The following is a 26828-nucleotide window of genomic DNA, read 5'->3' as shown; positions in this document are numbered from 1 at the left end:
CGTCACGAGTCTATGTGTTGAAGCGAAGGGAGTCGGCATGTCGATACGCAAGAGGTTCCTGCTGGCGGCGACCGCGATGGCGACGCTCGCGGCGACGGCCCTGACCGCCACCGGCGCTTCCGCCGCTGCCGCGCCGACGACGCTGCCCGCGGGGCAGTACACGTTGAGCGCCGATTATCACCAGTTCGACGCGCTCAACGCCGCGCTCGTGGCGAAGCTCGGCACCGCCGCCGTCCACACCGTCATGGACAACGCCAACCACGACCGCGGCCCCGTCACCGACTCGCTCGGACTGCCCGGCTACACCGCCGGGTTCACCTTCGACTCCGGCGACGACAACGACTGCACCAACTACCCGCAGGGCATCACCACCAGCCGCGACGCCATCGGCACCGCCAACAGCGGCAACTACGACGGGCACCAGCTCGTCCTGGTCAGCTGGTACACGAAGGACGGCTGTGACGGCGCCTCCTCGCGCAGCCGGATCACGCTCGTCGACTGGGACGCCACCTACCCCGACAAATACCGCAAGGTGCTGCTCGTCGAGCCGACCGGCACCGCCGCCGCGCCGAGCTTCAAGGACATCACCATCCACGCGGGCGGCGTCTCCTGGTACGGCGACTACCTCTACGTCGCCGACACCGGCCGCGGCATGCGGGTCTTCAACATGAAGAAGATCCTCAAAACCAACACCGGGGGTACGGCGAGCCAGATCGGCCGACAGTCCGACGGCACCACCTACTACGCGCACAACTACGCCTACGTGCTGACGCAGATCGGCACGATCACCTCGGCCACCACCTCGGGCACGGCGCTGGCCTGGTCGAGCATCTCCCTGGACCGGGTGAGCGGTTCGATCGTCATGACCGAGTACACCTGCGCCAGCTGCACCAACTACCCGCAGCGGGCACCCCGGGCGGTCCGGTTCCCGTTCGCCTCGGGCGCGACGACCTTCGCCGCCTCGACCACGGCCACGCAGGCGCTGCAGCTGCCCTGGTACAACCTCAACGGGGTCGCTTCGCACAACAACCGCTGGTGGTTCAACTCGTCCGCGGCGAAGAAGCTCTACTACTGGACGCCCGCGGCCGGTTCGACCACCTATGCCTGGGTGGGCGGCGGCGAGAGCATCAGCTACTGGGAGGACACCACCAATCCCGACCTGCTCTTCTCGTTGCAGGAGACGATCGGGCACCGCAACGTCTTCGCCGTGGAGCAGGCCTCCTACGACGGTTGAGCATGCTCACGGGACCAACTCTTGAAGAGTTGCGGCGATCTTGGTGCTTGCACCGCCGAAGTCCGGCGCGGCTGCGCGATGATGCGGGGCATGAGAGTCGACCCCGCCGCGGTGACGGCCGCCCACGGGCGCAGGGCGAGCAGCTGGGCGGTGCTCGTCGATCGCCCGACGCGGTTCGTCGCGAAGGTCGAGACCGACGACGGCCCGGTCCTGCTGAAGGCGGCCGCCGACCACGACATCATCGCCCGCGAGGTGGCCGGCGTCGCCCGGCTCGGCGCCCTCGGGCTGCCGGTGCCGGAGCTCCTCGGTTCCGGTGAGGCGCCGGTGGCGTACGCGATGCTGCGCTGGACCGACGGCGCGGGCTTGACGTCGGCGAGCCCGGCGCGCGCACAGGCGGACGCCGGCCGCCTCCTGCGCCGGGTGCACGCCGCCGGTGGCGACGGGCCCTACGCGGGCACGGTCCCGACGTGGCCGGAGTGGATGGCGGGCTGGCTGAACCACGCCGCGGCGTGGTGGAAGTCCACCGGGCGGGCCGATCCGGCGACGATCGCCCGCCTGTGGTCCTGGCTGGCGCAGGAGGCGGAGCTGCTGTCGACGCGGGGCCGCGACCTGATGCTCTTCGACGGACGGCCGGAGCACTTCATCGTCGACGGCGACCGGATCGCGGTGATGATCGACCTCTCCGAGATCCGCGCCGGCGACGCCGCGATGGACCTCGGCGTCCTCGCCGTGGACGACCCCGGGCTCCTCCCCGGTGTGCTGGCCGGGTACGCCCCCACCGACGCCGAGCGGGCCGCCTTCGCCGCGCTGGTGCCGTTCTACACGACGCTGCGGCGGCTCGCCCGGGCCGAGTGGTTCCACGCCAACGGCGATCCGGCCGACGCGGAGCCGATCTTCGCGCTGCTCGCCGCCGAGCCGCCCGTGTGAGCGACGTTTCGGCGATCGTGCGGTCGTTGGCCGACATCGTTGCGGCGGTGAGCTTTCCTGCCGCTTGCTCGCGTTAGTCGCTGAGGGCGTGACTGCGGCGCACCCCTTGGTGAACGACTCGGAGCATGGAGGCTATCGAGATGATGATCTGCGACCTCGACGAGCTTGTAGGGCGGTCCGGCTGTGCTCGGTAGCCTCGACGTTCTCGCCAACGGGTGGGCCGAGGGGGGCCGCCGCGCGATCGGCTTCCCCGGCGCCACCGACATGTCGTTCCCGCACCTCGCCGAGGTGCTCACCGGGCAGCCGCTCAACAACGTCGGCGACCCCTGGACCGAGGGGCTCTACGCCAACCACAGCAAGCCCCTGGAGCGCTTCGTCATCGACACGATCGCCGGGCTCCTGCGCGCACCCGAGCAGCACTGGGGATACGTGACGCCGGGCGCGAGCGAGGGCACGCTCGCCGGGCTGCTGGAGGCCCGCACCCGCTATCCCGACGCGGTCGTCTACCACTCCAGCGCCGCGCACAACAGCGTACGCAAGGCGGCGCGGATCCTGTCGATGCCCGCGATCGAGGTGCGGGCGGTCAGCACGGGGGAGATGGACTACCCGGACCTGGCCCGGCAGGTCGGCGCACACCGGGACCGGGCGGTCATCGTCGTCGCCAACGTCGGCACCACGATGACCGAGGCCGTCGACGACCTGCGGGTCATCACGCAGATCCTCGACCAGCAGCAGGTCACCCGGCGGTTCATCCACTGCGACGCGGCGCTCACCGGCATCCCGCTGGCACTGCTGCCCGCGAAGGCCCGGCCCGGCTTCGACTTCGCCGACGGCGCCGACAGCATCGTGGTGTCGGGGCACAAGTTCCTCGGCGTACCCATGCCGTGCGGGATCTTCGTCGCCCGGCGCGACCGGCAGCCCGTGACGCTGCTGGACCCGGTCTCCTACACCGGGGTGGCCGACACCCCGATCGGCTGCTCGCGCAACGGCCACACGCCGCTCTACATCGCGCACGTGCTGCACAGCCTCGGCGTGGACGGCCTGCGCCGCCGGGCCGACGACGCCCGGGTGCTCGCGGCCTATGCCCAGCAGCGGCTCGCCAACATCGGCTGGCACGCCTGGCGGCATCCCTACGCCTTCACCGTGGTGCTGGACACGCCGCCGACGCCGGTGGAGCGGCGGTGGAACCTGCCCAGCGAGGGCGGCTGGAGCCACGTGATCTGCATGCCCGGCGTGACGGTGGCGCAGATCGACGAGTTCGTCGCCGACATCGCCACGGCGGTGGCCGGGCCGCGCAAGCTCGCCCCCGCCCACCAGGCCCCCGAGCAGTCGCTGGTGGTGGTCTCCTAGCGCAGCGGTCCGGCTCGGGGCGGTCCGATCCCGAGCCGGACCTACTCGTCCTTGACCTCGTCGGCCGGGACGGCGGTGAGGTAGATCGCTGTGGTCCCCTCCGGCAGCGTGCCGAGGCTGCCGCGCCGGGAGACGGTGAAGTAGCCGCGTACCACGATGCTGCCCGCGCCGTACTCGCCGTTGTCGATCTGCGCGTCGGTGACGTTCTCGGCGAAGAAGAAGAGCACCACCGATCCGGTGCAGGGCTGCACCCGATCGGGATCGCAGCTCGGATCCGCGTTGAGGTCCAGCAGCACCGATGCCCGCTGCAGCGGGTCGCCCTGCTGCGAGCAGGGCATCGGGCCGTCGTGGAAGACGCACCGCGTCTCCAGGCGGACCAGCTCGCCGTCGTGCTCGTCGGCGAAGCTGAGGAATTCCCGCATGCCCTCGACGGTGTCGATCGGCTGGGCGAAGGCCGGTGTTCCCCGGTCGAGGAACTCCGCGATGCCGATCACGCCGGAGGTGATGCCGATGAGTGTGGCGACACCGGCGACGATGCCGCCGATCAGCCTGCGCGTGCGCTTGCCGTCGGCGGGCTTCTGTCCTGGTGCGATCACCTGGTCGGGCTGCATAGGACATGGTGCTCACGGTCGGGTCGGGAGCACATCGCCCGCCCCGGTCCTGCCTCCGCGACGGTTGTCGATATCGCATGGACGATCGTCGGCCGCGCTGCCGCTTCCGCAGGTCCGTGCACACTCCCGCCTGGGCGCAAGATCGTGCCTGCCCGGGCGCAAGATCGTGCTGTTTCCCGGAAACAGGCCCCACCGACGTGCTTCGAGGGGACTGCTTCCGGGAAACAGCACGATCTCGCGCAATGGCTACGCCGTCACGTGGCCCGCCGTCCAGCAGGATTCGTGGGTGTGGCAGGTGACGAGGCCCTGCAGCGCGGTGTGCAGCGCGGCGAGGCGGGCCGCGGTGAGCTGACCGGCGATGTTGTTGAGCTGCTGGGGATCGGCGAGCCGGTCGTAGTACTCGCGCTCGCCGTTGGCGTACTCCACATAGGTGTAGGTCGCGGTCCGCAGCGCCGAATAGGTGGTCGGGTTGCCGTTGCGCTGGGTCTGCGCGTCGGGGTCGTCGGCGGCCTGGTTGGGTCCGTGGTGCTCGATCAGCGACGCGGTCCGCCAGTTGGGCGCGGCTTCGCCCTGCAGCAGCGGCAGGATGCTGCGCCCGTTGACATCGGACGCGACGGTGCCGCCGCCGATGCGCTGGAAGGTCGGCGCTAGGTCGATGTTCTGCACCACCTCGGTGCGGGTGGTGCCGGCCGGTACGCCGGGACCGGTCACGATCAGCGGCACCCGGACGTCGGTGTCGAAGGCCGTCATCTTGCCCTGCGTCAGCCGGTATTCACCGAGGTGGAAGCCGTTGTCCGCGCTGAAGACGATGTAGGTGTTGGCGGCCTGCCCGGTCGCCACCAGCGTCGCCCGCAGGTCCCGGATGAGCCGGTCGATCGCCTGCACCGACTGGGCCCGCTTGCGGAAGTTGGTGTCGATCGCCGTCTTCTCCGCTGTGGTCAGGGGTCCGTTTCCCGCCAGCCAGGACGGTGCGTTGACGGGTAGCTTGTTGAAGGCGGCGGTGCGGGGTGCGGTGAGGCCGGGGAAGTCGTTGAGGTCCTCCGGCGCCGGGGTGAAGGGCGCGTGCGGGGTGAAGGTGGCGAGTTCCAGCAGGAAGGGGGTTCCGCTCGCGGCGGAGCGCTGGATGAAGGCGCTGCCCTTGTCGGCGATCACGTCGGTGAGGTAATCGGCGGGCGTGCTGCCATAGTGCACGACGGTGTGGTTCTCGTTGAGGTCGTAGTTGTAGTTCGGGTAGCCGTTGCCGGCCACGTCCCACTCGGACCAGCCCGGCGGGACGTAGGGCAGGCTGCCGCCCTGGGTGTCACCGGGCAGGTAGCCGTTGAGGTACTTGCCCATGAATCCGGTGGCGTAGCCCCTGGCCTGCAACGCGGTCGCGAACGTCTTCGACTCGTGGCCCCGGTTGTGGAAGACGTCGAAGCCGCCGTCCGGCGAGCTGTTGGTGAAGATGCCGGTGTCGTGCGGGAACTTGCCGGTGAAGATCGACGAGCGGGACGGGCAGCAGAGTGAGTCGGTCACGGTGTAGTTGGTGAAGGTGACGCCGTCACGCTGCAGCCGTTGGACCTCGGGCATGAACTGCACGAGGTTCCACGAGAGGTCATCGGTGAGGACGAAGATCACGTTGGGCGGCGCGGCGGCGACCTCGGCCGGGGGAGTGGCGGCTCGGGCCGGAGCCCAGATCGCCAGCGTGGCGAGGCTGGCAGCGGCGAGGGCGGCGAGCGGCCCCGGGCGGCGGGGAATCAGCATGCATCACATTGTGATCAATAAATATACACTGCTGGTGAAGGAATTATTGGCGACCTGTTAACGCCGTCGACATCAGCCCAGGTGGTCGTGGATGCGCAGGGCGTCGACAACCGGCGGGCCGCTGGGCTCGGGCTCCGGCCCCGGCTGGTACGGAGACCGCCCGTACCCGGCCACGTCCGGCATCTCGCCGGAGCTGGAGTTGGAGCCGGACGGCAACGGCTTGACCGCCGGCGACATCCCCGGCTGCGGGCTGGCCGACGGTGCGCCGGAGGGGCTCGCCGACGGGCTCACCGCCACGCTCACCGGCGGCGGGGCGGGTCGGCTGGAGACGGTGCAGCCGCCGCAGGTGTAGTAGAGGATGTCCCAGTGGTTGCCCTCGTCGGTGTAGATGTTGCCCGACGGCGCCCGGTACTGATGGCCCCAGCCGCTGATGTAGCCGACGTAGGCGAAGTTGCGACCGATGTAGGCGCTGACGCAGGCCCAGCGGGCGATGTCGAGCTTCCAGCCGTTCCAGTGGGTGTAGGTGCCCGTACCGTGGCCGGTCTCGGTCCCGCCGGTGACGGTGATCGGGCAGCGGCTCGCGGTCCGCAGCGTGATCACGCCGTCGATGGTGGACTGCCGGATGCGCTCGAAGGAGGTGCACTCCGGGTTGTTGCGGTTGGTGCAGTTCCCTGACGAGATCCAGGCGATCCCGGCGGCGCGGAGCTGATCGGTGGCGGCCTTGTGGGTGAGGAGCACGACCGGCGCCGCCGAGAGGGCCGACGGCCAGCCGATCAGCGCGAACGCGAGCAGGGCGCCCGCCATCGCCCCGGTGGCCGTCACTGTCCCGAGCCAGCTTCGCTTTCGCCGCATAATCTTCACTAAAAGTGAGACTAGGAATACTTTGCGTGATTTCACCGCATTCCCGCGCCCTCGGCGTTTCGAGTGGGTCCGCGAGCCCTGGCTGAGGAGCGCTACCGTGATCACCATGCTGGTCGTGACGACGAATGACATCCCCGGTTACGAGATCCGCTCCGTCTACGGCGAGGTGTTCGGGCTGACCGTACGGTCGCTGCGGCTCGGTGCGGGCTTCACCGCGAGCTTCCGCTCCCTCGGCGGCGGCGAGGTGCCGGAGATGACGAAGCTGGTCGCGCAGAGCCGCAACGAGGCGATGGGCCGGATGCTCCACGAGGCGCACCAGCGCGGCGCGAACGCCGTCGTCGCGATGCGCTTCGACAACGGCGAGATCATGCAGCAGTGGACCGAGGTCTGCGCCTACGGCACGGCGGTCTGGGTCGTGCCGGTGACCGACGACGCCAAGAAGCAGTACGACTACCTCGTCAAGGCCGGGCAGATGCCGCACCAACAGCACTACCGGACCTTCGTCCAGTAGCGCGGCCCGCCAACCGTCAGGCTGCCGGTGCCGCCGGGAACGGTGCCCGGGTCACCAGGTCGCCGTCGAGCGGATAGGCGGGGCTGGGCGCGGGGATCTGCGCCGGGATCCGCGTCCGCAGGACCACCTCGACCTGCCCGTGCTGGGCGTAGAGGTCGGGCCAGGCCTGACCGGCGCAGAGCGCCAGCGGCTCGCGCACGATGTCGTGCTGCACCTTGCCGGCCGTCAGTTCGAGCACCCGGGGTGCGGGAACGGCGAGGGCGCCGTCCTTCGCGGTGGGGTCCATCGGCCCGGCCGCGACGACGAGACCGTCGCGCACGACGTAGACCTGGTAACCGCTGCCGTTGGCCGAGGCGGTCCGGGTGCTGGTGAGGCCCACCGTGACGGTCGGGGGAGCGGCGTCGCTCTGCGGCCGCAGGGTGAGCTCGGTGAGGGCGTAGCCACCCGACTCGGCCTGTGTGCCGGCGAGGTCGGGTGCCTTGCCGCAGATGCTCGGTGCGGTCGCGGTCGTGGCGGTGGTGTCGTCAGGACTGCCGCACCCGGCGGTGAGCAGCACGAGGAGGGTGGTCGCGAGAAGAGGGCGTCGGCTCGGAGTCACCGTGGGAGCGTACCCATGAAACCGCCGAGTCTCCATCCGCCGAGGATTCGCCGAGGTGAGGAGCCCGATCAGGGCGGTGGCGGTGTGAAGGTCACCGTCACGTCGGTGAAGCCGAGCCCGCGGAGCAGGCCGGTGAGCATGTTGCGGGTATTGGTCTTGGCGCGCTCCTCCAGCCCGGCGTCCCGCGCCGCCTGCTCGAGCTTCTTCTCACCCTCGAGATAGGCCCTGTGCTCCAGGTCCTGATCCCTGCCGAAGAGGTCGCCGACCGCCTGGATGGCGCTGCGGTCGATGTCGTAGATGTGGGTCTTGGCGTTGTCGAGGTTCGCCTTCTCCAACTCCGGCGACGGCAGGGTGATCGAGGCGCTCTTGCCGTCGGGCGAGACGACTATCGAGTTCTTGTCGATGGCGGAGAAGTCGACGTAGACGTCGACGGAGCCGACCACGATCAGCATGACGCGCTTGCTGAGCAGGTCGAGCCAGCCGCTCTTCTCCTCCAGGTCGACGACGACCTCGAAGTTGCCCGACGCCGCCTCGAAGCGGCTCAGGTCCTGGATCGACTTGAGCACCACGGGCCCGCTGCGATCGACGGATTCGACGCCGAAGAAGTCGTTGTAGAGGGCGACCCCGCCGACCACCATCAATCCCAGGGCCGCGATCCCGGCGATGAGCCGCAACAGTCTCATCCGCTCAGCATGTGCCGGGCGGTCCCTCCCGGACAGCCGTTGATCGGCGGATCGGATTCCACCCGGCAGGCCGGTGGATCGCTCTCCGGGTCGGGCGGGGAGCGGGGACCGGCACGGATCCGCAGCCCCGGATGGAGGTCGATCGGGTGGGGTGCTGTCCGTCCGGCGCCGACGGTGCGCCGAACGGAGGTGAGGACCGGCTGATCGATGTAGAAACAGCAATCGATCGTACGGCGATCGGCGGGCCCGCGCCGAGAAGCTGTCCGTCATTACTTAACCGGGTGGTGCAGACGCGGGCGGGCCGGGAAACCGGCCCGCCCGCATTTTTACCTTTACCCCGGTGTCACCCCGCCGCTGTCACGGCAGGGCGTTGAGGAACGGCTCGTGGCTGTTCTGGAACTCCCAGTTGTAGTAGCGGTCCCAGTTGATCGACCACGTCATCAGGCCGCGGAAGTCCGGCGAGGTGCCGCCGCGCAGCGTGTAACCACCGCAGGTCTGGTTCTTGACCAGGCAGTTCACCGCCTGCTGCACCGCGGCCGGAGTCGTGTAGCCGCCGCCCGCGCTCACCGCCGCCGGGACGCCGAAGGCGATCTGGTCGCGCCGCAGCGCCGGGAAGGTGATCCCGGTGTTGGCGACGGTGAAGCCCGCGACCAGCATGTCCGTCATCGCGATGTGGAAGTCGGCGACGCCCATGTTGTGGTACTGGTTGTCCAGGCCCATGATCGGACCCGAGTTGTAGTCCTGCACGTGCAGGACGGTCAGGTCGTTGCGCAGGGCGTAGATGACGGGCAGGTAGGACCCGGCCCGGTTGTCGCAGCCGGAGCAGGTGCCGCCGTAGAACTGGTAGCCGAGCTGCACGAAGAAGGTCTCCGGCGCCATCGTCAGCACGAACGACGAGCCGTATCGGGCCTTCAGGGTGCGCAGCGCCGAGATCAGGTTGACGATCACCGGCGTGGTCGGGTTGCGGAAGTCGCCGTCACCGGCGTTGAGGCTCAGCGAGTGGCCCTCGAAGTCGATGTCGAGACCGTTGAGGCCGTAGCGGTCGATGATCGCGCTCACCGACGAGACGAAGGTGTCCCGGGCGGCGGTCGAGGCGAGCTGGACCTGGCCGTTGGCGCCGCCGATGGAGATCAGCACCTTCTTGCCCTGGGCCTGCTTGGCGCGGATCGCCGCGATGAAGTCGGCCTCGCTCTCCACATTGGGGCATTCGGCGACCGGGCAGCGGTTGAACCGGATGTCGCCGGAGGTCACCGAGGTCGGCTCGCCGAAGGAGAGGTTGATGATGTCCCACGCGGCCGGCACGTCGGCCATCCGCACGTACCCGGAGCCGTTGGCGAAGCTCGCGTGCAGGTAGCCGATGAGCGCGTGCTTGGGCAGCCCGGAGTTGACACACCCGGTCGTGGTCCCGCTGGCGGTGCCGCTCTTGCTCGATTCACCATTCGCGTTGTACGCCGAGACGCTGTACGTGTAGGTCGTGCACGCCGTCAGGCCGCCGATCGTGGCCGACAGCCCGGTGACCGAGGTCCGCAGCGTGGTGCCCTCGTAAACCCGGTACCCCGTGGCACCCGCCGACGGGCTCCAGGCGAGCGAGATCGACGTGTTGGTGGTGCCCGTGATCAGCACCCCGCCCGGCGTCGGCGGTGCCGTGGTGCACCCGGTGGTCGTCGTGCTGACGGCACCGGATTTCGCCGACTCCCCGACGGAGTTGTAGGCGGCCACCGTGTAGGTGTGCGCGGAGCAGGTGGCGAGCCCGGTGATCGTCGTCGAGGTCCCGGTCACGGTGGCCCGCACCGTGGTGCCCTCGTAGACCCGGTAGCCGGTCACCGTGCCCGACGAGGCGCCCCAGGACAGCGCGACGGAGGAGTTGGTGACGGTCCCGACGCTCGGGTTGCCCGGTACGCCGGGGGCCGACGATCCACCGGGGCCGTCGAGGCTGATGTCGTCGGCGTAGTAGGTGCCCTGCCCGTACCAACCGTGCAGGTAGACCTGCGCTGAGGTCTGGCCCGCCGCGGTGGTGAAGTTGACGGTGAGCTGGGTGTAGTTGGCGTTGGACGTCCAGGTCGACGCGCCGCCGGTGACACCGAGGTAGACGTAGTTGCCGCGCACCCACGCGGTGAGCGAGTAGGCGGTGCTCGGCACCACCGCGACGGTCTGGGTGCACTGGGCGTTGTCGGAGGCGCTCGCGGCGCCCGCGAGCGCCTTGGTGCCGCTGTGGACGGGCGTGCTGACGACGGAGCCGAGGCTGCACGACCACGGGGAGAGGCTGCCGCTCTCCAGACCGGGGTTGCCGAGCAGGTTGGCCGCCGAGGCCGGGCTGGCGACGCTGACGAGACCAGCTGCCAGCAGCACGGATGCGGCGAAGGCGAGCAGGCGGGGACGGTGTCTCATAGGGTGACCCTCCATTCGCCCGGCGAGGGGGGAGCCGGGACATCGATGGTGGGTTAATTATTAAGACAGCTAACTGTTAATGTCCATAACTGATTCCGGCCGGGCTTCGGCGGTCGAACCGGATCCCCCCGCTCGCGCGTCTAGTGTGCTGAGTCGTCGTCTGAGGGGAGACCGAGCGTGGTCGCGGGTTCCGAGGTCATGATCGAGCTCGAAGGATGGCAGGACCGGCCCGTGGACCGGCCGCCCCGGCCCTTCCCGCTGACCTGGCGGCGCCGCTGCGCCGCCGTGGCGTGTGCCGTCGCGGTGCTCGTCACCGTCGGCGCCGCGGCCGCACCGGCACCGCCGCCCCCGTGGCGTCGGATGACCACCTTCGTCAGCGGCGGGGACAACCGCTACTCCCTCGTCGGAGACGTACTGGTCGCGATCGAGGCGGGCACGACGGTCGCGGTGGCGCGGAACCTCGCCGATGAGCGAATCCGCTGGCGGGCCGACTTCGGTCTGGACAGCATCCGGGTCCTCGCCGCGAGCGGGACCTTCGTCGTGGGAGGCCTGCCGGTCGGGATCGACGACTCCGCGAGGGGGATCGTGCTCGGCGTCGATCCGGCGACGGGGGCGGTCCGCTGGCGGCATCAGGGCTGGCTGCAGTCGCTCACGCCGGACGGGCAGGTCGCCATCGTGCACGATGGTACGGACCAGGGCCTGATCACGGCGATCGACGTGCGCAGTGGTGCCGAACGCTGGCACTTCGAGGCCGGACCGCAATCCCTGATCGGCTACGCCGGCGACGGGCTGATGATGACGTGGCGGGGTGTCACGCGCCCGGCGTCCTATCTGGTGGCGAAGATCGACGGGAGCCACATCGAGATCTCGCTCGACTCCGGCGTCGCGACCACCCTCGACCGGCTGGATCAGGGTGCGTCCGTCGAGACCATCGACGACACCACCATCGTCGGCAGGCTGCCCGCCCCGCCCGAGCCGGGGATCGACAGCCCGCAGCAGATCCTCGTGGGCTATGACCGGGCCACCCGGCGGGAGCTGTGGCGTTCGGAGGCGATCGCCGGCGACGACAGCGTCATGGGCTGCGGAGCGATCCTCTGCCAGGACCACGGCGACGACGTGGTCGCGCGGTCACCCAGGACGGGGAAGGTGCTGTGGACCGTGCCCGGCGTCAACGCGTTCGGCCTGTGGCACCGCGACACCGGTGATGTCATCATCATGACCAGCTCCGCGGACGTGGCCGGGCGCCGGCTCATCGACGCGGCCAGCGGGGCGCTCCAGGCCGATCTGGGGCGATGGCGGGCGATCGGGGTGGTCGACGGTCGGCTGCTCGTCCGGCTGATGGACACGAGCGGTCCCCTGACCCGCACCTGGCTCGGCGTGGTCGCGCCGACCGGTGCACCGGTGGTGCGGGTGCTGGGGCTGCTGGGCGCGCAGGGGGCAGCCGTCTCCGACTGCTGGACGCAGGGCGCCTGGCTGGTCTGCGCGGTCCTGGGCAAGGTCATCGTGCTCGACCCCCTCGCCGTCGCGTGACGGGACAGGCTGAACAGGAGACGGCATGAACGAGTCGCGCGAGATCGTCATCGATCTCGGAGGCGCACCCCGGGACCTCGGCGATCCGCCGTGGAGCCGGGACCGGCCCAGCGGGCGGCGGTTGCTCTACGCCCTCGCCTGCGCCGTGGTGGTCCTCGCCACGGCAGGCGCGTCGGCCCTGCCCGCCGCCGCGCCGCCGTGGCGGCGGATGACGACCTTCGCCACGGTCGCGGCCGACCTGACCTGGGTCACCGGGGACGTCGTGCTGGAGCAGCAGGCCGCTGTCGGCCCGGTGACGGTGCGGGGGCTCGCGGACGGGAGCATCCGCTGGCAGGCCGATCTGCGGCTCGACGACGTGTACGCGATGGCGGTGAACGGGTTGCTGCTCGTGTCGGGCAAGGTGCGTGACGGCTCGGGCGCGGGCGCCGGTGTCGGCACGGCGGAGGTCGTCGCCGTCGACGCCGCGACCGGTGAGCCGCGGTGGACCCGGCCCGGCAGCCTGCACTCCGTCACACCGGACGAGCGGCTCGCCGTGCTCATGCAGGGCGACGGGGCGTGGCCGCAGTTCGCCGGGATCGAGGTGCCCGGCGGAGCCGAACGATGGCGGTTCGACCCGGGCCAGGGCGTGTCGATCGACAACATCGCCGAGGCGTTCGGGAACCTGCTGGTGCCGCAGCCGCTGCCGGTCCTCGACTTCTACCTCCTGACGCGGCGTGACGGCAGCCGGCTGCAGCTGCGGCTGGACTCGGGGACCACCAGCGACATCAGCTGGCTGCCGCCGAACTCCACCGTCTCCTTCATCGACGACGAGACGATCGTGGTCGATACGTCGGTGGGTCCGCTCCCGCTGCCCGGCAGCTCCCAGCCGACGATGGCGATGGGCTTCGACCGGGCTTCGCGGCGGGAGCTGTGGCACTCGGCGGTCGCCGGGAGCTCGCTGAACACCCTGCGCTGCGGTGCCCTGGTCTGCCGTGACGTGCGCGGCGCGATCGTCGCCACCGTGCCCCGCTCCGGCGAGGCGCGGTGGACGGCGCCCAACGCCGCCATCTTCGGGCTCTGGCACCGTGGCGACGGCGAGGAGCTCATCGTGGTCCAGCAGGGCGACCGGGGCGGCCGGGTCGTCCTGGACGCGGTGACGGGAGCCCGCCGTGCCGATCTCGGCGCCTGGCAGGCGGTGGGGCTCGACGCGGGCGGCCTCGTCGTCGCGATCATCGACGACGGCACCACCGATGAGAAACGGACCTGGGTGGGGCTGGTTCCGGCGAGCGGCGATCTCACCGTCACGACGCTCGGACTCTTCGGGCCGACCGGCCCGCCGGTCACGTCATGCTGGTCGAAGAGTGCGTGGGTCGTCTGCGCGGGGCTCGGCTCGCTGATGGCGGTGCCGATCCGCACCCCCGCCACCACGCTCCCCACCGGGTGAGGGAGGGGGCGCCGATCGCGTCCCCTCCCCGTCATCCCACGTCAGGAGCCGTAGACCTCGAACTCCCAGAGCGAGTAGCCGTACCCGGTCGCGCGGGTCGTGCCGTTGATCCGGACATAGCGTCCGGTCCCGGTCAGGCCGGTGAGGTCGTCGACCGCACCGTTGCCGCCGGTCACGCTCTGGATCGTGGTCCAGGTCGTGCCGTCCGGCGAGATCTGCACCTGGTACGCCGTCGCGTAGGCCGCCTCCCAGGTCAGCTTGACCCGGTTGACGGTGCGGGTCTGGCCCAGGTCGACGCGGATCCACTGCGGATCGGTGGCGAGGCTGGACCACCGGGTCGTCCCCACCCCGTCGACCGCGGCCGACGCGGGGGTGCCCGCGTTCTCCACGCTCGACGCCGTCACCGGCTGGTTCAGGGCCAGATTGGAGGTGACCGGCGGTGTGGTGCCGCCGCCGTAGACCTCGAAGGCGAAGAGCGAGTAGCCCCACGCCGAGCCGCGCGCCGTACCGTTCATGCGCACGTATCGGCCCGTGCCGGTGAGCCCGGTGAGGTCGTCGACGCCACCGTCCCCGCCGGTCACCGACTTGATCGTGGTCCAGGCCGTCCCGTTGTCGGAGGTCTGGATCTGATAGGCCGACCCGTAGGCCGCCTCCCACGTCAGCTTCACCCTGTTGATGGCGGTCGACGACCCCAGATCCACCTGGATCCACTGTGGATCGGCGAAGGCGCTCGCCCAGCGGGTCGCCGCGTTGCCGTCGAAGGCACCCGATGCCGGTGTGCCCGCGCCCTCCACGCTCGACGCCGTGGCCGGCCGGTTCAGGGCCAGATCGGTGCCGGTCTGCGGGGGGACGGTCCCGGCGCCGAGGGTGAACTCGTCGAGGTCGAACAGCGACCCCGCCGGTCCGGTGAAGACGAGGAAGAGCTCCTGCGTACCGGTGGGCGGGGTGAGCGTACCGGTGACGGTCGCCCAGGTCTCCCAGCCGCCGGTCGGTGCCACCGCGACGGAGCCGGCGAGCGGTCCCGTCGGCGAACCGGTGCGCAGCGACAGGGTGCCGCCCACGCCGGCCGAGGCGACCCGGGCCGAGAACGACGTGACGCCGTTCAGCGCGTAGGGCTTGAACGACAGCCAGTCTCCGCTGTCGATGTAGCCGACGGCGTTGCCGCCGTTCGCCGATGCCTTGGCGGCGATCTGGATGCCGCTGGAGCCGTTGAAGTGCTCAGCCTGGCGGATGCGCGGCTGGGTCACGTTCTGCGCGTGCGTGGTCAGGGCCGGTACGCCGTTGACCGGGCTGTCGGTGTACTCCGCGTCGAAGACGCCGAAGACATTCGCCGAGCTGCCGTGCTCGCCGTCGGCGACCGTCTGGATCGTGCCGGAGCAGCCCTGCTTGCTGGTCTGCGGGTGGCCGTGGGTGTCGTGGCCGAGGATGTAGCTCACCTTCACCCGATTGCAGTCGATCGTGCCGTCCTGCGCGTCGGTCACCGTCACCGAGTAGGGCACCAGGTCGCCGAAGGTGAAGACCTGGCCGTTGACCGGCAGCGTCAGCGTCACCGACGGCGCGGTGTTGCCGACCGTGATCGCCACGCTGGCGGTACCGGTCTTGCCGGTGCTGTCGCGTGCCGTCAGCGTCGCGGTGTAGGCGCCGTTGGCGGTGTAGGTGAAGCTCGGGTTCGCCGCCGTGGAGTCGGTGCTGCCGTTGGAGGTGAAGTCCCAGGCATAGGTGATCGGGTTGCCGTCCGGGTCGTAGGAGCCCGCCGAGCTGAAGTTGACCGTCAGCGGGGCGAGACCCGAGGTGGCGGACGCCGTGGCGGTGGGGATCGGCGCGCGGCCGGCGGTGGCGTACTCGATGCGGTAGACGGCGGAACTGGCGTCGCCGCCGAACCACCCGGTGCCGTAGTCGAGCACGTAGAGCGCGCCGTCGGGGCCGAACTCCATGTCCATCACCTGCGTGCCGGACCACGGGAACGGGTTGATCGCCAGCGGCGCGCCCGTCGAGTCCATCACGATGTTCTTGATCCAGCGCCGGCCGAACTCACCGGCGAAGAAGGTCCCGTCGTAGTACTGCGGGAACTTCACGTCCGAGACGAGGTTGGGGTCGTAGCGGTAGACTGGCCCGCCCATCGGCGAGAGGCCGCCGCCGCCGAGCTCCACCGGGCTCGACCCGACATAGGGCAGCCATGACGTCTTCGCCGGTGGCAGCTGCTGCAGGCCGGTGTTGTTGGGCGAGTTGTTGACGACGCCGCCGGTGCAGTTGAACGGCGCACCCGACGGTCCGCTGGGGAAGGTGAAGTCGACGTAGGGCGTGTTGTAGCTGCTGCAGTATGGCCAGCCGTAGAAGCCCGGCGTGGTGATCCGGGCGAACTCGACCTGTCCGGCCGGTCCGCGGGCCGGGTCGGCGGTGCCCGCGTCGGGACCGTAGTCGCCGAGGTAGACGATGCCGGTGGCCTTGTCGACGCTCATCCGGAACGGGTTGCGGAAGCCCATCGCGTAGATTTCGGGCTTGGTGTTGGCGGTGCCCGGCGCGAACATGTTGCCCGCCGGGATCGTGTAGCCGCCCGCCGCGCTCGGCTTGATCCGCAGGACCTTGCCGCGCAGGTCGTTGGTGTTGCCCGCGGTACGCTGCGCGTCGCCGTTGGGGTTGCGCCCGGCCCGCTCGTCGATCGGCGTGAAGCCCGACGAGTCGAACGGGTTGGTGTCGTCACCGGTGCTGAGGTAGAGGTTGCCCGCACCGTCGAAGTCCAGGTCGCCGCCGACGTGGCAGCACTGGCCGCGGCTCGTCGGCACGTCCAGGATCGTGACGGCGCTCGCCGGGTCGATCGTGTTGTCGGCCTTCACCACGAACCGGGAGATCCGGTTGAGCCCGTTGAACGGTGCGAAGTCGGCCGGCGTACCGGTCGGCGGGGCGTCCCCGGGCGGTGTGGAGAGCGGCGGGGCGTAGTAGATGTAGACCCAGCGGTTGGTGGCGAAGGCGGGGTCCGCCTTGATGCTCTGCATGCCCTCCTCGTCGTGGGTGTAGACCGGGAGGGTCATGGCGACCTTGGTGTTGCCGTCCACATCGGTGAAGCGGACGACGCCCTCGCGCGAGGTGTGCAGCACGCCGCGGTTGGGCAGCACGGTCAGGCCCATCGGCTCGCCGGTCTCGGCGACCCCCTTGGCGAGGGTGACCTGCTGGAAGCGGCTGTTGACGGTGGCACCGCAGTCGAAGGCGGCGACCCCGGCGACGGAGCGGATGCCGCCGAGCAGGTGGGTCCGGAAGTTGGCCTCGCTGTAGCTCTCGATCGTGTGACCCAGACCCGTGTACCACGACTTGCCGCCGTCGTAGTTCTGGCACCAGGAGATCGGGTGGTCGAACCCGTCCCCGCCGCCGCTGTAGGTCGTCTCGTCCAGCGTGGCGAGGATGTGGGCGGTTCCGCGCGGGTTGGTCTGGTAGTTGTAGAGCTCGTCGAAGCGCGACCAGCGCTGCGGCAGCGTCGCGGTGGAGACGTTGACCCGGTCGGCGACCCGGACGGTCACCTGCGCGGGTGCGGGGTGGCTCTCGAAGTAGGCGCCGACGAGCTTGCCGTACCACGGCCAGGTGTACTCGGTGTCGGCCGCCGCGTGGACGCCGACATAGCCGCCGCCACCGCGGATGTAGCGCTCGAAGGCGGCCTGCTGGGTGTCGTTGAGGACGTCGCCGGTGGTGGAGAGCCAGATGACGACCTTGAACCGGGCCAGGTTGGCGTCGGTGAACGCCGCTGCGTCCTCGGTCGCCTCGACCGCGAAGTTGTTGGCCGTGCCGAGCTGCTGGATCGCCGTTATCCCGGCGGGAATGGCGTCGTGCCGGAAGCCGGCGGTCTTGCTGAAGACGAGGACGGTGAAGTCGGGCGCGGCACTCGCGGCTGGGACCACAACGGCCCAGGCGGCGATGAGGGCGCAGAGGAAGACACTGATTCTGCGTAACACGGGGGGACTCCCGTCGGAGGAGGTGCAGACAGGACGTGCGCCGATCACGTCCGGGACGGATGCATCGATCTTGCCAGAGAGCGCTCTCTGACATCGACAACAGTGTTTGACACTTTGCCGCAACAGTCAAGACATCACGGTGAATCAAAGCCGGTCGGCACGGTCAAATCGGGACGAAGGGCAGTTGCTCGGAGAGCGCTCCCCAATGGACCAGACCTTCACTCACCAGCGCGAACGTCACGTTTTTCCTGATCATTCGTTTCGTTGACGGTAGTGACGAGGGGAGTCGCGGGGTGTCGCAGTCGCGTGGTGTCGTGGGGTTCTGTGCCCGCGTCGCCGAGGAGAAGTGGTTTCACGGGGTCAGTGCCGGGGTGATCCTGCTCAACGCCGTCATCCTCGGCGTGGAGACCTATCCCCGCGCGGTGGCGCAGTTCGGCGGGGCGCTCCACGTGGTCGACTCGCTCTGCCTCGCCTTCTTCACGCTCGAGGTGGCGATCCGGCTCACCGCCTGCGGCCGCCGCCCGATGGAGTATTTCCGCAGCCCGTGGAACGTCTTCGACCTGCTCATCGTGGTCAGCGCCATGATCCCCGGCGTCCGGGAGAACGTCACCCTGCTGCGGCTGTTCCGGCTGGCCCGGGTCCTGCGGGTGATCCGGATCTTCCCGACGATGCGCATCATCGTGCACGCCGTCTGGCGCAGCATCCCCGGCACCACGAGCCTCGCCGTGCTCGGCGTCATCCTGCTCTACGTCTACGGCATGCTGGCGTGGATGCTCTTCGGCGCGCAGTTGCCGGAGAAGTACGGCTCGATCGGCCGGGCGACGCTGTCCATGTTCTACCTGATGCTCTTCGACGACCTCTCCGGGACGATCTCCGAGGGCATGGCCCTGTCGCGCTGGACGCTGCTCTTCTTCATCTCGTTCGTCCTGCTCGGCGGATTCCTGATGGTCAACATCCTGCTCGGGGTCGTGCTGAGCTCCCTCGACGAGGCGCGTGTCATCGAGTCCGAGGACGACGCCAACCACGCGGCGGCGGCGCACGCGGCGGCGCCCGCCGGCGCGTCGGGCGCATCGGGCGCGGAGCCCGCGCAGCTCGGCGAGCCGGTCTCGGCCAGGATCGCCGCGCTCAAGCACGCCATCGGTGAGCTGGAGGCGGAGCTGCACCGAGGGCTGCCGGTGCCCGAGCCGCGCGAGGGGGAGGGCTCCCACGGCCGGGCCGGCGTCGGAGTCGGCTGATCGGTTGCTGGGAGTTCTCAGCTTGTCCCGGTAGCCTGCCCGCATGGGCACGGGGAGTAACGACGACAATCCGCTGGACCGGCTCGCCGCCGAGGAGGACTGGAGCAAACGCGTCCGCGACGCCGAGCGCGACGTGGCGCGGGACCGCCGCAAGGCCCGGGTCTGGCGCCCGGTCTCGCAGCCGCGGTCGGCCCGGTCCGGTTTCGCCGGCCGGTCGAGCGTCGGCCGACCGGCCCGGACCGGCGGCATCTCACCGATCTTCATCGCGCTGGTCGTGATCACCGCTGTCAGCGGGGTGACGCTCTGGCTCGACCTCGGCCCGGCCTCCGCGTCGGTCTTCGTCTTCGTGCTCGGCGGCTGGCTCATCACCCTCTGCCTGCACGAGTTCTCGCATGCCCTGACCGCGCACCGCAGCGGCGACGACACGGTGGCGGGCAAGGGCTACCTGCGCCTGGACCCGCGCAAATACGGCCACCCGATCCTGACCTTCGTCATCCCGCTCGTGTTCCTCCTCCTGGGCGGCATCCCGCTGCCCGGCGGGGCCGTGATGATCGAGTCGCACCGCCTGCGCAACCGGTTCCGCGACGCGCTCGTCTCCGCCGCCGGACCGGCGATCAACATCATCGCCGCGGTGATCCTGCTCGCCGCGGTCTCGATCGGCGGACCCGAGGCGATCTACGACGTCACCGAGCCGCACGCGCCCTTCTGGTCCGCGCTCACGTTCCTCGCCTATCTCCAGGTGGCGACGGCGATCCTCAACCTGCTGCCCGTGCCCGGGCTCGACGGCTACGGGATCATCGAGCCCTACCTGCCGGCATCGGCGCGCCGCATCGGCAACCAGATCCGCCCCTACGGCCTGATCGTCGTCTTCGTGCTGCTCTACCTGCCGGTGGCGCGGGACGCCTTCAGCAGCGTGAGCTACTGGATCCTCGACACCGGTGGCGCGCCGATCAACGGCGACTACTACGGCTACGAGCTGTTCCGCTTCTGGTCGGGCTGGTTCAAGTAGGGTCGGCCCGCGGCGGGCTCCTGCGCCATAATGCCGGCATGTCGATCATCATTCGACGGCTCGCCGCGACCGATTCACCGGCCGAGCTGACCTCGCTGCTGCACGCCGCCTACGCGGGGCTGGCGGCACAGGGCTTCAACTACACCGCCGTCGACCAGGGCGTCGAGGTGACCCGTGGGCGGCTGAGCAGCGGGGATGCGTTCGTCGCGGCCGAGGGCAGCCGGCTGATCGGGACGATCCTGGTCCTGCCGCTCACGGCGGACCGGCCCTACTACGACCGGCCGGAGACGGCGTCGATCAGCCAGTTCGGGGTCCACCCCGACTGTCACGGCAGCGGCGTCGGCGGGGCACTGCTCGCGGCCGCCGAGGACCACGCGGCCGGTCTCGGCGCGACCCAGGTCATCCTCAACACGGCCGAGGGTGCGCACGCCCTCATCGGCTGGTACGCCCGCCGCGGCTACCGCGTCGCCGGCCACCTGCAGCACGACGGCAAGGTCTACCGCAGCGTCATCCTCGCCAAGGACCTGCCGCCCGCCTCCGCCGGCTGACAGGGACCGGCCACCGCGGCACTGTCGCCACGGTGGCCGGCTTCTTGCGAGGGGAGGGACTAGCTCAGGGTGACCGCGGTGTCGTCGATGACGAACGAGGTCTGCAGGGACGCATCCTCGACGCCGGTGAACTTCAGCGTGATCGTGGACCCCGCGTAGGCGGACAGCGGAACCGTCTGCAGCGCGTAGCCCGTGTTCTTGTTGAGGTTGGAGAAGGTCTTCACCGCGGTGCTGCCGACATAGACGGTGAGCTTGTCGTACGCCGTCGTGGTCGTGGTCTCAGCGGTGTCGATGTGCAGGTAGAACGTGAGCGACGCCGCGCACCCGGCCGGAATCGTCACCGATTGCGACAGGTTGTCGGTGTGCGTGGAGCCGTAGCCGTCGAGCCACGCCTTCCACGAACCGGTGCGGGGGGCCTCACCGGAGGTGTTGTCGATGACGCCGGCCGACTGGGTCCAGCTCACCGCGCCGGACTCGAAGCCCGGGTTGAGCAGCTTCTGGCCCGAGCAACCGCCGGTGGGCGGCGGGCTCGACGAGGCGCTGGCGGACGGCGACGGCGAGGTGCCGCCGGTGCACGTCGGGTCGGCGGTCTGCGCCGGGACGCTGACGGCGTTCCAGGCGGCCTTGACCGTGTTGAAGAGGGCGCAGTCGCCCGGCGTGAGGTTCTTCGCCGCGGTCAGCGTCCAGGTGCGGTACTTCAGGTAGGAACTGGACGAGGTCTTCATCAGCATCGCGTTGTACATGACCTTGGCGGCGGTCTGGATGCCGACACCGGTGATGCTGGTGCTGTTGCAGGTGGAGCTGGCGGGCTGGCCGTTCGTCGGGGCGCTGCCCTCGGCGAGCAGGTAGAACCAGTGGTTGCCCGGTCCGGCCGCGGCGTGGACCTCCTCGCCGGGGATGCTGCTGGAGTAGCAGTTGTCGTCACCGGCGAGCGAGGGGTTGTACATGTAGCGGATCGGGCCGCTGCCGACGAGGTTGATCTCCTCGCCGACCTGGTAGTCGCGCGGGTCGTAGGCCGACGGCTGGTTGGCGTAGCCCTCGGTCATGGCGCCGAACGTGTCGGCGACGAACTCCTGGGTGTTGCCGCCGGAGATGCCGCCGGGGGTGGTGTCGTCGATGCCGTGGCCCAGCTCGTGGCCCACGACGTCCATGGAGGAGATCCAGGCACCGGCGGTGTTCTTGCCGATCTGGACCTGGGTGCCGTCGTAGTAGGCGTTCTGGTCGTTGAGGCCGACCCGGATCGGCCAGCCGCCGCCGGTGCCGTTGAAGCCGTTGCGGCCCAGCCAGGAGCTCAGCATCTTGATCTCGGTCTGCGCCGCGTAGAGCGCGTCGACGCAGCCGGTCTCCTTGTTGGTCGCGACGCCGTTGCCCCACGCGTCGTCGGAGCCGCTGAACGTGGTGTTCGTGGCGGCGTCCTGGCAGCTGAGGCTCGTGGTGACCGGGTCCTTCATGGAGTAGGTCGAACCGGACAGCGTCGTGGCGAGCGTCAGCGGGTTGGGGCCGCTGTAGGCCGCGGTGCCGGTGCCGTGCATGACCCGCTCGCGGGTCTTGAGCACCGCGCCGGTGGCGGCGTCGATGTGGACGGTGAGGCGGCTGACGCCCTCGGCGCCGGTGCCGTTGACCGTGGTCTCCCAGGCGAGCCGGGGCGTCGTCTCCAGGGCGAAGACGACGAGCTTGGAGGGCTCGACGGTGCCGACGGTCTTGAGCAGCGAGGCGGCGGTCTTCTCGGCGGCCTTCTGGGTCACCTTCGGCAGCATCGAGATGGTGCCGATCGACTGCTCCATCGCGACGGAGTTGTACTTGACCTGGCCGTTGCCGTCGGCCACCAGGACGAAGTCGCCGCCGACGACGGGCAGGCCGCGGTAGGTCCGCTCGTAGGGGACGTACTGCATGCCCTCCGACGAGATGACGGCGCGCTGGATGAACTGCTCATCCGCGCCCGCGTGCAGGTAGGACGGTCGGCTGGCGACGAGCGCGTCGGCCGACTGGGCTGCCATCGCGCGAGCCGCTTCCGGGGTTGCCGGAGCTGCGGCGGCGGGTGTGAACACCAAGGCGGTGGTTGCCGCCATCACCATTCCCGTCGCCGTGAGGATCGCTCCCACGGCGAAACGTTGTGACAACTTCACGTGCCCTCTTCCCGAAGGGTGGGGTGGACCGAGGTGTGCCATCGAGCGGGCGGCGGCGACCGGATCGACCGATCGGCGTGCCATCAACAAATAGTCAACCTTGGTTCCACGGACATTATTTGGTGATTGATTGATACCAATCGCAAATGTTTCCGTCAATACCTCGGGAAGTAATTTACCGCGCAGAAACGCCGACGATCGAATGTCCATAGCACCGCGCTATGTGGCCAGTGTTATGCCAGCTCACATGGCTTTGCAGTATTTATAAGGGAGAATTTGAACGCGCTTGTCCGCCGCTCAATGAATGCCGTCGCCACGGCCAATGGGAATAGTGTCGGCGCAATGCATAGTCGGCTATGTCGCCCTATCCATGCGCCGTTATCCCCCGGACGGAGAGTCCACACGTATCGGAACGTGTGGATGGTCGGGGGGATCGTATGCCTGGCGGAAATATTTGATCAATCTAGATGACAACATTGTCATCTGGCCCGGGGCGCAGTCGGCGGGGCCCGAACCCGTGGCCTCGGGTTCGAGCCCCGCCGCGTCGTGGTCGGGCCTCGGTCAGCGGTCAGCTCCGCGGCGTCCGGCGGAGCGTCTCGCGCAGCCAGGAGGTGAGCTCGGCCGCCGGTCCGGTGCCGAAGCTGAAGTGGTGGAAGCCGGTGATCGCCGCCTCCAGCGTCAGGCCGGTCGTGTCGGTGGGCAGCACCTCCAGCATGTGCTCCAACCCGGCATAGACACGGATCGTCGCACCCGGCGCGACCCGCTCGACCGCACGAGCCGACGCCTCCACCGGGACGCTCGTGTCGTCCGATCCATACTGGAGGAAGACCGGGCACGCCACCCGCGCGTAGTCGGCGGCCGGGTCGTGGACCACCTGCGGGTCGGCGTCGCCGCCGAGCATCTCCACCAGCTGCTTCGCGTCGGTGAAGGGCGGGATCGGCGAGAGCATCGGGTTCTCCCGAACCAGGTCGGGCACGACGTACCGGTCGAGGTCGGGCGCGGCCGCGATCTCGGTGAGCGCCTGATCGAGCCGCGCGGCCACGTCGTCGTCGGCGGTGCCCGCGGCGACGATCCGGAAGACGCTGCGCCACGCCTCGGCGATCACCGAGTTGGTCGCGGGACCGACGCCCGCCTCGCGCAGCACCTTCGTCCGCCGGTGCACCTCCGACTCGGCCATCGAGACACCGGGTGCTCCGATTCCGGTCACGAACGCCACGTCCGCCCGCTCGGCGGCGACGATCGGCACCGACCACATGCCGTTGCTGAAGCCGGCCAGGCCGATCCGGCTCGCATCCACCTCGGGCAGCGACGCCAGCAGGTCCAGCGCGGCCGAGGCCGCCTCCGCCTGGTCGAAGATGGACGGGTCGCCGTCCCCGGTCGACGTGCCGTGGCCGGCCTTGTCGTAGATGAGCACCGCCACACCCGCGTCGAGCAGCGGCCCGGCGAAGAGGCGGTTGAAGTCGCGCTGCCCGCCCGCCGCGCCGTGCACCAGCACCGCCGCCGGGTGCGGCCCGTCGCCCGCGGGGACGACCACGGTCCCGGCGAGCCGGGTCCCGGCCGCGACGAAGCTCACCTCCCGCTCGGCGACGCGCCGCGACGGCGTCAGCGCCGTCACGGTCGGCCCCTCATGCACGCGCAGGCCGCCGACGACCAGATCCACGCGGGCGCCATCCTCCGCGAGCAGGTGCAGCGCATCCAGGGGGTACGCCCGAACGATGCGCCCGCCCTCCGACAGCAGCACCATCGGCTCCCCGAAGTCGGGCTCGGGAACCTGCGTGACGAGCAGTTCCCGGCCGCCACCGGCGTACCAGCCGCAGACCGACGCGAAGTCGGCGGGGATCGCCGCGACCGGTTGCAGGACCACCCCGTCCACCACGGGCCGCCCGTCGCGCAGCACCAGCGACTCGGGTTGGGCGAAGCTGCGCGCGGCCGGCCTGTCGACCTCGACCTGTCCGTCCGCACCGCGCCACCGCGCGATGATCATCCCGTTGGCGGCAGCGCCGATCCACGTGACCTCTGTGATGTCCACCCGTGTTCCTTCCAGCATCCAGACCGTCAGGGAACCAGGACATCACGTCCGGTGGCCGAGCGCATCATCCTGCGGCGGTAAGAAAACGCCTGGACCTGCTCGAACAGCCGTCCGGCGGGACGAAAAGCCACATTGCGCCGAACGGTTATGCCTGGTCAGACCGTCGTCGATGAACACTCAGGGAGATGCATCGATGGCTTCCGGTACGTGACGCTACAACGTATGGCACAACGTATGGCGAACGAGACGGCACTGCGCAGAACCCTGTCGACTCCGAAGATCGTGTTTCTGGTCGTCGCGGCGGCGGCACCGATGGCGGCGATGGTCGGCACGGTGCCGCTGGCCTTCGCGATCGGCGGCGGACCCGCCGTACCGGCCGCCTTCGCCTTCGCCGGGCTCACCCTGCTCTGCTTCTCGGTCGGTTACGCCGCGATGAGCCGCCACATCGTCAACACCGGCGGTTTCTACACCTACATGGCGCGCGGTCTCGGCCGTCCACCCGCGATCGCCGGCGGCCTCGTCGCCCTGATCGCCTACAACGCCGCCACGATCGGGCTCGTCGGCGCGTTCGGCTACTTCGCCGCGCTGATCGGCTCGCTGCACGGGCTGACCCTGCACTGGACGGTCTGGGCGGCGATCGGCACGGCGCTGATGGCGTTGCTCGGCTACCGGCAGATCGAGATCAGCGCGCGGCTGCTGGCGATCCTGATGATCTGCGAGGTCGGCATCCTGGTGCTGCTCGACGGCGCGATCCTCGGCGACCTCGGGGGCACGGCGCTGCCGAGCACCTCCTTCGACCCGGACACGTTCGGCGTCGCCGGGATCGGCGTGGCGCTGATGTTCGCCTTCATCTCGTTCATCGGCTTCGAATCCGCCGCCCAGTACGGCGAGGAGACCCGCAACCCCCGGCGCAGCGTGCCCCTCGCGACCTACGCCTCGGTCGTCATCATCTCGGTCTTCTACACCGCGACGAGCTGGATCGCCGTCGGTGCGGTCGGTCCGGACCAGGTCAGCGCCGTCGCCGGCGAGCAGCTCGGCGAGCTGTTCTTCGGCCTCAGCTTCACCCACCTCGGCGAGACCGCCACCACCGCGATGCAGGTGCTGCTCTGCACCAGCCTCTTCGCCGGTGTGCTGGCGCTGCACAACGCCGCCAACCGCTACCTCTACGTGTTGGGCCGCGAGCGGGTGCTGCCGGGCGGGCTCGGCGCCGTGCACCCGCGGCACGGTTCGCCGTCGCGGGCGAGCGTGGTGCAGACCCTGCTGACGGTGGTCGTCGTGGGAGCCTTCGCCGTCGCGGGGCTCGACCCCTACCTCAACCTCTCCACCAGCATGGTCGGTCTCGGCACGCTGGGAATCGTCGTCCTGCAGGCGATGGCGGCCCTGTCGATCATCGGGTTCTTCCGGCGCCACCCCGAGCGGCACTGGTGGCGGACTGTTCTCGCGCCCCTGCTCGGCCTCGCCGGTCTCGTCGTCACCATCGTGCTGCTGGTGGGGAACTACTCGCTCATCTCCGGCACCGACTCGGCCATCGTCAACGGACTGCCGTGGCTGATCGTGGCGGTGGCCGCCGGGGGCATCGCCTACGCCCGGTGGATGCGGGCGGCCCGGCCGCAGCGGTACGCCGAGTTGGCGGCGGCCCAGACGCCCGAGGGCGGCGCGCGTTCCTGACCGGCGCCGCCCTCGGGCCCCATGGCGAACCGCGGCGGGCGGGTCCGGAGATACGGACCCGCCCGCCGCGGCGATCGTCGAAGTCGAATACCTAGACCTGGTTGTACCCGGTGCGCTCGGGCTCGCGGCCGGTGACCGCGTCCTTGGCGTCCGTGAACGCGTCCTTCGCATCGTGGCCCGCGTCGGAGAGGTGCTCGCCGGCCTGCGAGACGTGGGCGCCCGCCTGGTCGGCGATGCCCTCGGCCTGCATGCTCTCGTTGTCGGTCTTGTCGCCGACCCACTCCTTGACCTTGCCCTTGACGTCTTCGGCAGCGTTCTCGATCTTGTCAGCGATAGACATTGTCGAACCTCATTCCGTGAAGAAATCATTGGGATATATACTTATTGCCCCGGTCTGCAGCGGATCAAACCCC

Annotated in this window: 19 protein-coding genes and 2 pseudogenes; 10 read left to right on the top strand and 11 right to left on the bottom strand. The window is 69.8% G+C overall.

The features are described from left to right. The first annotated feature begins 37 nt into the window (after positions 1 to 37). From F4553_RS11115 to F4553_RS11105, 3 genes are all read left to right on the top strand, one after another. Complete coding sequence (locus tag F4553_RS11115; RefSeq protein ID WP_184835143.1) at positions 38 to 1234, top strand: hypothetical protein; 1197 nt, start codon at positions 38 to 40, stop codon at positions 1232 to 1234. A 90-nt stretch (positions 1235 to 1324) separates the two neighbouring features. After that, positions 1325 to 2161: a phosphotransferase family protein gene (locus tag F4553_RS11110; RefSeq protein ID WP_184835141.1), complete on the top strand. Its 837-nt coding sequence runs from the start codon at positions 1325 to 1327 to the stop codon at positions 2159 to 2161. Between the two features lie 183 nt (positions 2162 to 2344). Continuing rightward, entirely contained in the window at positions 2345 to 3511 is a 1167-nt protein-coding gene (locus tag F4553_RS11105; RefSeq protein WP_184835139.1) for a histidine decarboxylase, read from the top strand. Between the two features lie 41 nt (positions 3512 to 3552). Here the strand turns inward: F4553_RS11105 and F4553_RS11100 are convergent, their stop codons facing one another. From F4553_RS11100 to F4553_RS11090, 3 genes are all read right to left on the bottom strand, one after another. Beyond that, on the bottom strand, positions 3553 to 4122 hold the full coding sequence (locus tag F4553_RS11100; RefSeq protein ID WP_184835137.1) for a hypothetical protein: 570 nt from the start codon (positions 4120 to 4122) through the stop codon (positions 3553 to 3555). Positions 4123 to 4368: 246 nt separating this feature from the next. Continuing rightward, on the bottom strand, positions 4369 to 5865 hold the full coding sequence (locus F4553_RS11095) for a sulfatase family protein (RefSeq protein WP_184835135.1): 1497 nt from the start codon (positions 5863 to 5865) through the stop codon (positions 4369 to 4371). Between the two features lie 72 nt (positions 5866 to 5937). Beyond that, entirely contained in the window at positions 5938 to 6687 is a 750-nt protein-coding gene (locus tag F4553_RS11090; protein ID WP_184835133.1) for a hypothetical protein, read from the bottom strand. A gap of 145 nt (positions 6688 to 6832) precedes the next feature. Between F4553_RS11090 and F4553_RS11085 the strand changes: the two genes are divergently transcribed. Further along, positions 6833 to 7237 carry a YbjQ family protein gene (locus tag F4553_RS11085; protein ID WP_184840598.1) on the top strand — a complete coding sequence of 135 codons (405 nt, stop codon included), beginning with the start codon at positions 6833 to 6835 and terminating at the stop codon, positions 7235 to 7237. Between the two features lie 16 nt (positions 7238 to 7253). On the opposite strand, the gene F4553_RS11080 is transcribed toward F4553_RS11085, so the two are convergent. From F4553_RS11080 to F4553_RS42935, 4 genes and pseudogenes are all read right to left on the bottom strand, one after another. Next, positions 7254 to 7835, bottom strand: coding sequence for a hypothetical protein (locus tag F4553_RS11080; RefSeq protein ID WP_184835131.1), 582 nt, complete (start codon positions 7833 to 7835; stop codon positions 7254 to 7256). Between the two features lie 68 nt (positions 7836 to 7903). Continuing rightward, positions 7904 to 8518: a DUF4230 domain-containing protein gene (locus tag F4553_RS11075; protein WP_184835129.1), complete on the bottom strand. Its 615-nt coding sequence runs from the start codon at positions 8516 to 8518 to the stop codon at positions 7904 to 7906. Between the two features lie 357 nt (positions 8519 to 8875). Continuing rightward, a pseudogene (locus F4553_RS42360) lies at positions 8876 to 9898 on the bottom strand (chitinase); the annotation flags it as partial. 93 nt (positions 9899 to 9991) lie between these two features. Beyond that, positions 9992 to 10906, bottom strand: a pseudogene (locus F4553_RS42935) (fibronectin type III domain-containing protein); the annotation flags it as partial. Positions 10907 to 11083: 177 nt separating this feature from the next. Between F4553_RS42935 and F4553_RS11065 the strand changes: the two are divergent. Continuing rightward, positions 11084 to 12436, top strand: a complete 1353-nt coding sequence (locus tag F4553_RS11065) for an outer membrane protein assembly factor BamB family protein (protein WP_184835125.1) — start codon at positions 11084 to 11086, stop codon at positions 12434 to 12436. Positions 12437 to 12461: 25 nt separating this feature from the next. Beyond that, entirely contained in the window at positions 12462 to 13859 is a 1398-nt protein-coding gene (locus F4553_RS11060; protein ID WP_184835123.1) for an outer membrane protein assembly factor BamB family protein, read from the top strand. A 41-nt stretch (positions 13860 to 13900) separates the two neighbouring features. On the opposite strand, the gene F4553_RS11055 is transcribed toward F4553_RS11060, so the two are convergent. Next, positions 13901 to 17800 (bottom strand): ThuA domain-containing protein, encoded by a 3900-nt coding sequence (locus tag F4553_RS11055; RefSeq protein ID WP_184835121.1) that lies wholly within the window; start codon positions 17798 to 17800, stop codon positions 13901 to 13903. A 293-nt stretch (positions 17801 to 18093) separates the two neighbouring features. Between F4553_RS11055 and F4553_RS11050 the strand changes: the two genes are divergently transcribed. The 3 genes from F4553_RS11050 to F4553_RS11040 are packed head-to-tail and all read left to right on the top strand — an operon-like array spanning position 18094 to position 20592. Continuing rightward, positions 18094 to 19035: an ion transporter gene (locus F4553_RS11050; RefSeq protein WP_184835119.1), complete on the top strand. Its 942-nt coding sequence runs from the start codon at positions 18094 to 18096 to the stop codon at positions 19033 to 19035. Between the two features lie 43 nt (positions 19036 to 19078). Then, positions 19079 to 20044, top strand: a complete 966-nt coding sequence (locus tag F4553_RS11045; RefSeq protein WP_184835117.1) for a site-2 protease family protein — start codon at positions 19079 to 19081, stop codon at positions 20042 to 20044. 38 nt (positions 20045 to 20082) lie between these two features. Continuing rightward, the gene (locus F4553_RS11040) at positions 20083 to 20592 is read left to right on the top strand and encodes a GNAT family N-acetyltransferase (protein ID WP_184835115.1); all 510 of its coding nucleotides are present in this window, start codon (positions 20083 to 20085) and stop codon (positions 20590 to 20592) included. A 59-nt stretch (positions 20593 to 20651) separates the two neighbouring features. Here the strand turns inward: F4553_RS11040 and F4553_RS11035 are convergent, their stop codons facing one another. Next, on the bottom strand, positions 20652 to 22661 hold the full coding sequence (locus F4553_RS11035) for a M4 family metallopeptidase (RefSeq protein WP_221470090.1): 2010 nt from the start codon (positions 22659 to 22661) through the stop codon (positions 20652 to 20654). Between the two features lie 625 nt (positions 22662 to 23286). Beyond that, positions 23287 to 24747: an alpha/beta hydrolase family protein gene (locus tag F4553_RS11030; protein ID WP_184835113.1), complete on the bottom strand. Its 1461-nt coding sequence runs from the start codon at positions 24745 to 24747 to the stop codon at positions 23287 to 23289. A gap of 222 nt (positions 24748 to 24969) precedes the next feature. Between F4553_RS11030 and F4553_RS11025 the strand changes: the two genes are divergently transcribed. Beyond that, positions 24970 to 26415, top strand: coding sequence for an APC family permease (locus F4553_RS11025; protein ID WP_246466281.1), 1446 nt, complete (start codon positions 24970 to 24972; stop codon positions 26413 to 26415). A 91-nt stretch (positions 26416 to 26506) separates the two neighbouring features. Here F4553_RS11025 and F4553_RS11020 read toward each other — a convergent pair whose 3' ends face one another. Continuing rightward, positions 26507 to 26755, bottom strand: a complete 249-nt coding sequence (locus F4553_RS11020; RefSeq protein ID WP_184835111.1) for a CsbD family protein — start codon at positions 26753 to 26755, stop codon at positions 26507 to 26509. Positions 26756 to 26828 lie beyond the last annotated feature (73 nt).

This window comes from Allocatelliglobosispora scoriae (genome assembly GCF_014204945.1).
GTDB classification, from domain to species: Bacteria; Actinomycetota; Actinomycetes; order Mycobacteriales; family Micromonosporaceae; genus Allocatelliglobosispora; species Allocatelliglobosispora scoriae.
This window is presented reverse-complemented; position numbering and strand designations above follow the sequence as displayed.

Coding starts and splice junctions, on each gene's coding strand:
- F4553_RS11040 (WP_184835115.1), top strand. CDS start 20,083: ATGTCGATCATCATTCGACGGCTCGCCGCGACCGATTCACCGGCCGAG.
- F4553_RS11020 (WP_184835111.1), bottom strand. CDS start 26,755: ATGTCTATCGCTGACAAGATCGAGAACGCTGCCGAAGACGTCAAGGGC.
- F4553_RS11095 (WP_184835135.1), bottom strand. CDS start 5,865: ATGCTGATTCCCCGCCGCCCGGGGCCGCTCGCCGCCCTCGCCGCTGCC.
- F4553_RS11060 (WP_184835123.1), top strand. CDS start 12,462: ATGAACGAGTCGCGCGAGATCGTCATCGATCTCGGAGGCGCACCCCGG.
- F4553_RS11045 (WP_184835117.1), top strand. CDS start 19,079: ATGGGCACGGGGAGTAACGACGACAATCCGCTGGACCGGCTCGCCGCC.
- F4553_RS11035 (WP_221470090.1), bottom strand. CDS start 22,661: ATGGCGGCAACCACCGCCTTGGTGTTCACACCCGCCGCCGCAGCTCCG.
- F4553_RS11110 (WP_184835141.1), top strand. CDS start 1,325: ATGAGAGTCGACCCCGCCGCGGTGACGGCCGCCCACGGGCGCAGGGCG.
- F4553_RS11100 (WP_184835137.1), bottom strand. CDS start 4,122: ATGCAGCCCGACCAGGTGATCGCACCAGGACAGAAGCCCGCCGACGGC.
- F4553_RS11115 (WP_184835143.1), top strand. CDS start 38: ATGTCGATACGCAAGAGGTTCCTGCTGGCGGCGACCGCGATGGCGACG.
- F4553_RS11075 (WP_184835129.1), bottom strand. CDS start 8,518: ATGAGACTGTTGCGGCTCATCGCCGGGATCGCGGCCCTGGGATTGATG.
- F4553_RS11025 (WP_246466281.1), top strand. CDS start 24,970: ATGGCACAACGTATGGCGAACGAGACGGCACTGCGCAGAACCCTGTCG.
- F4553_RS11085 (WP_184840598.1), top strand. CDS start 6,833: ATGCTGGTCGTGACGACGAATGACATCCCCGGTTACGAGATCCGCTCC.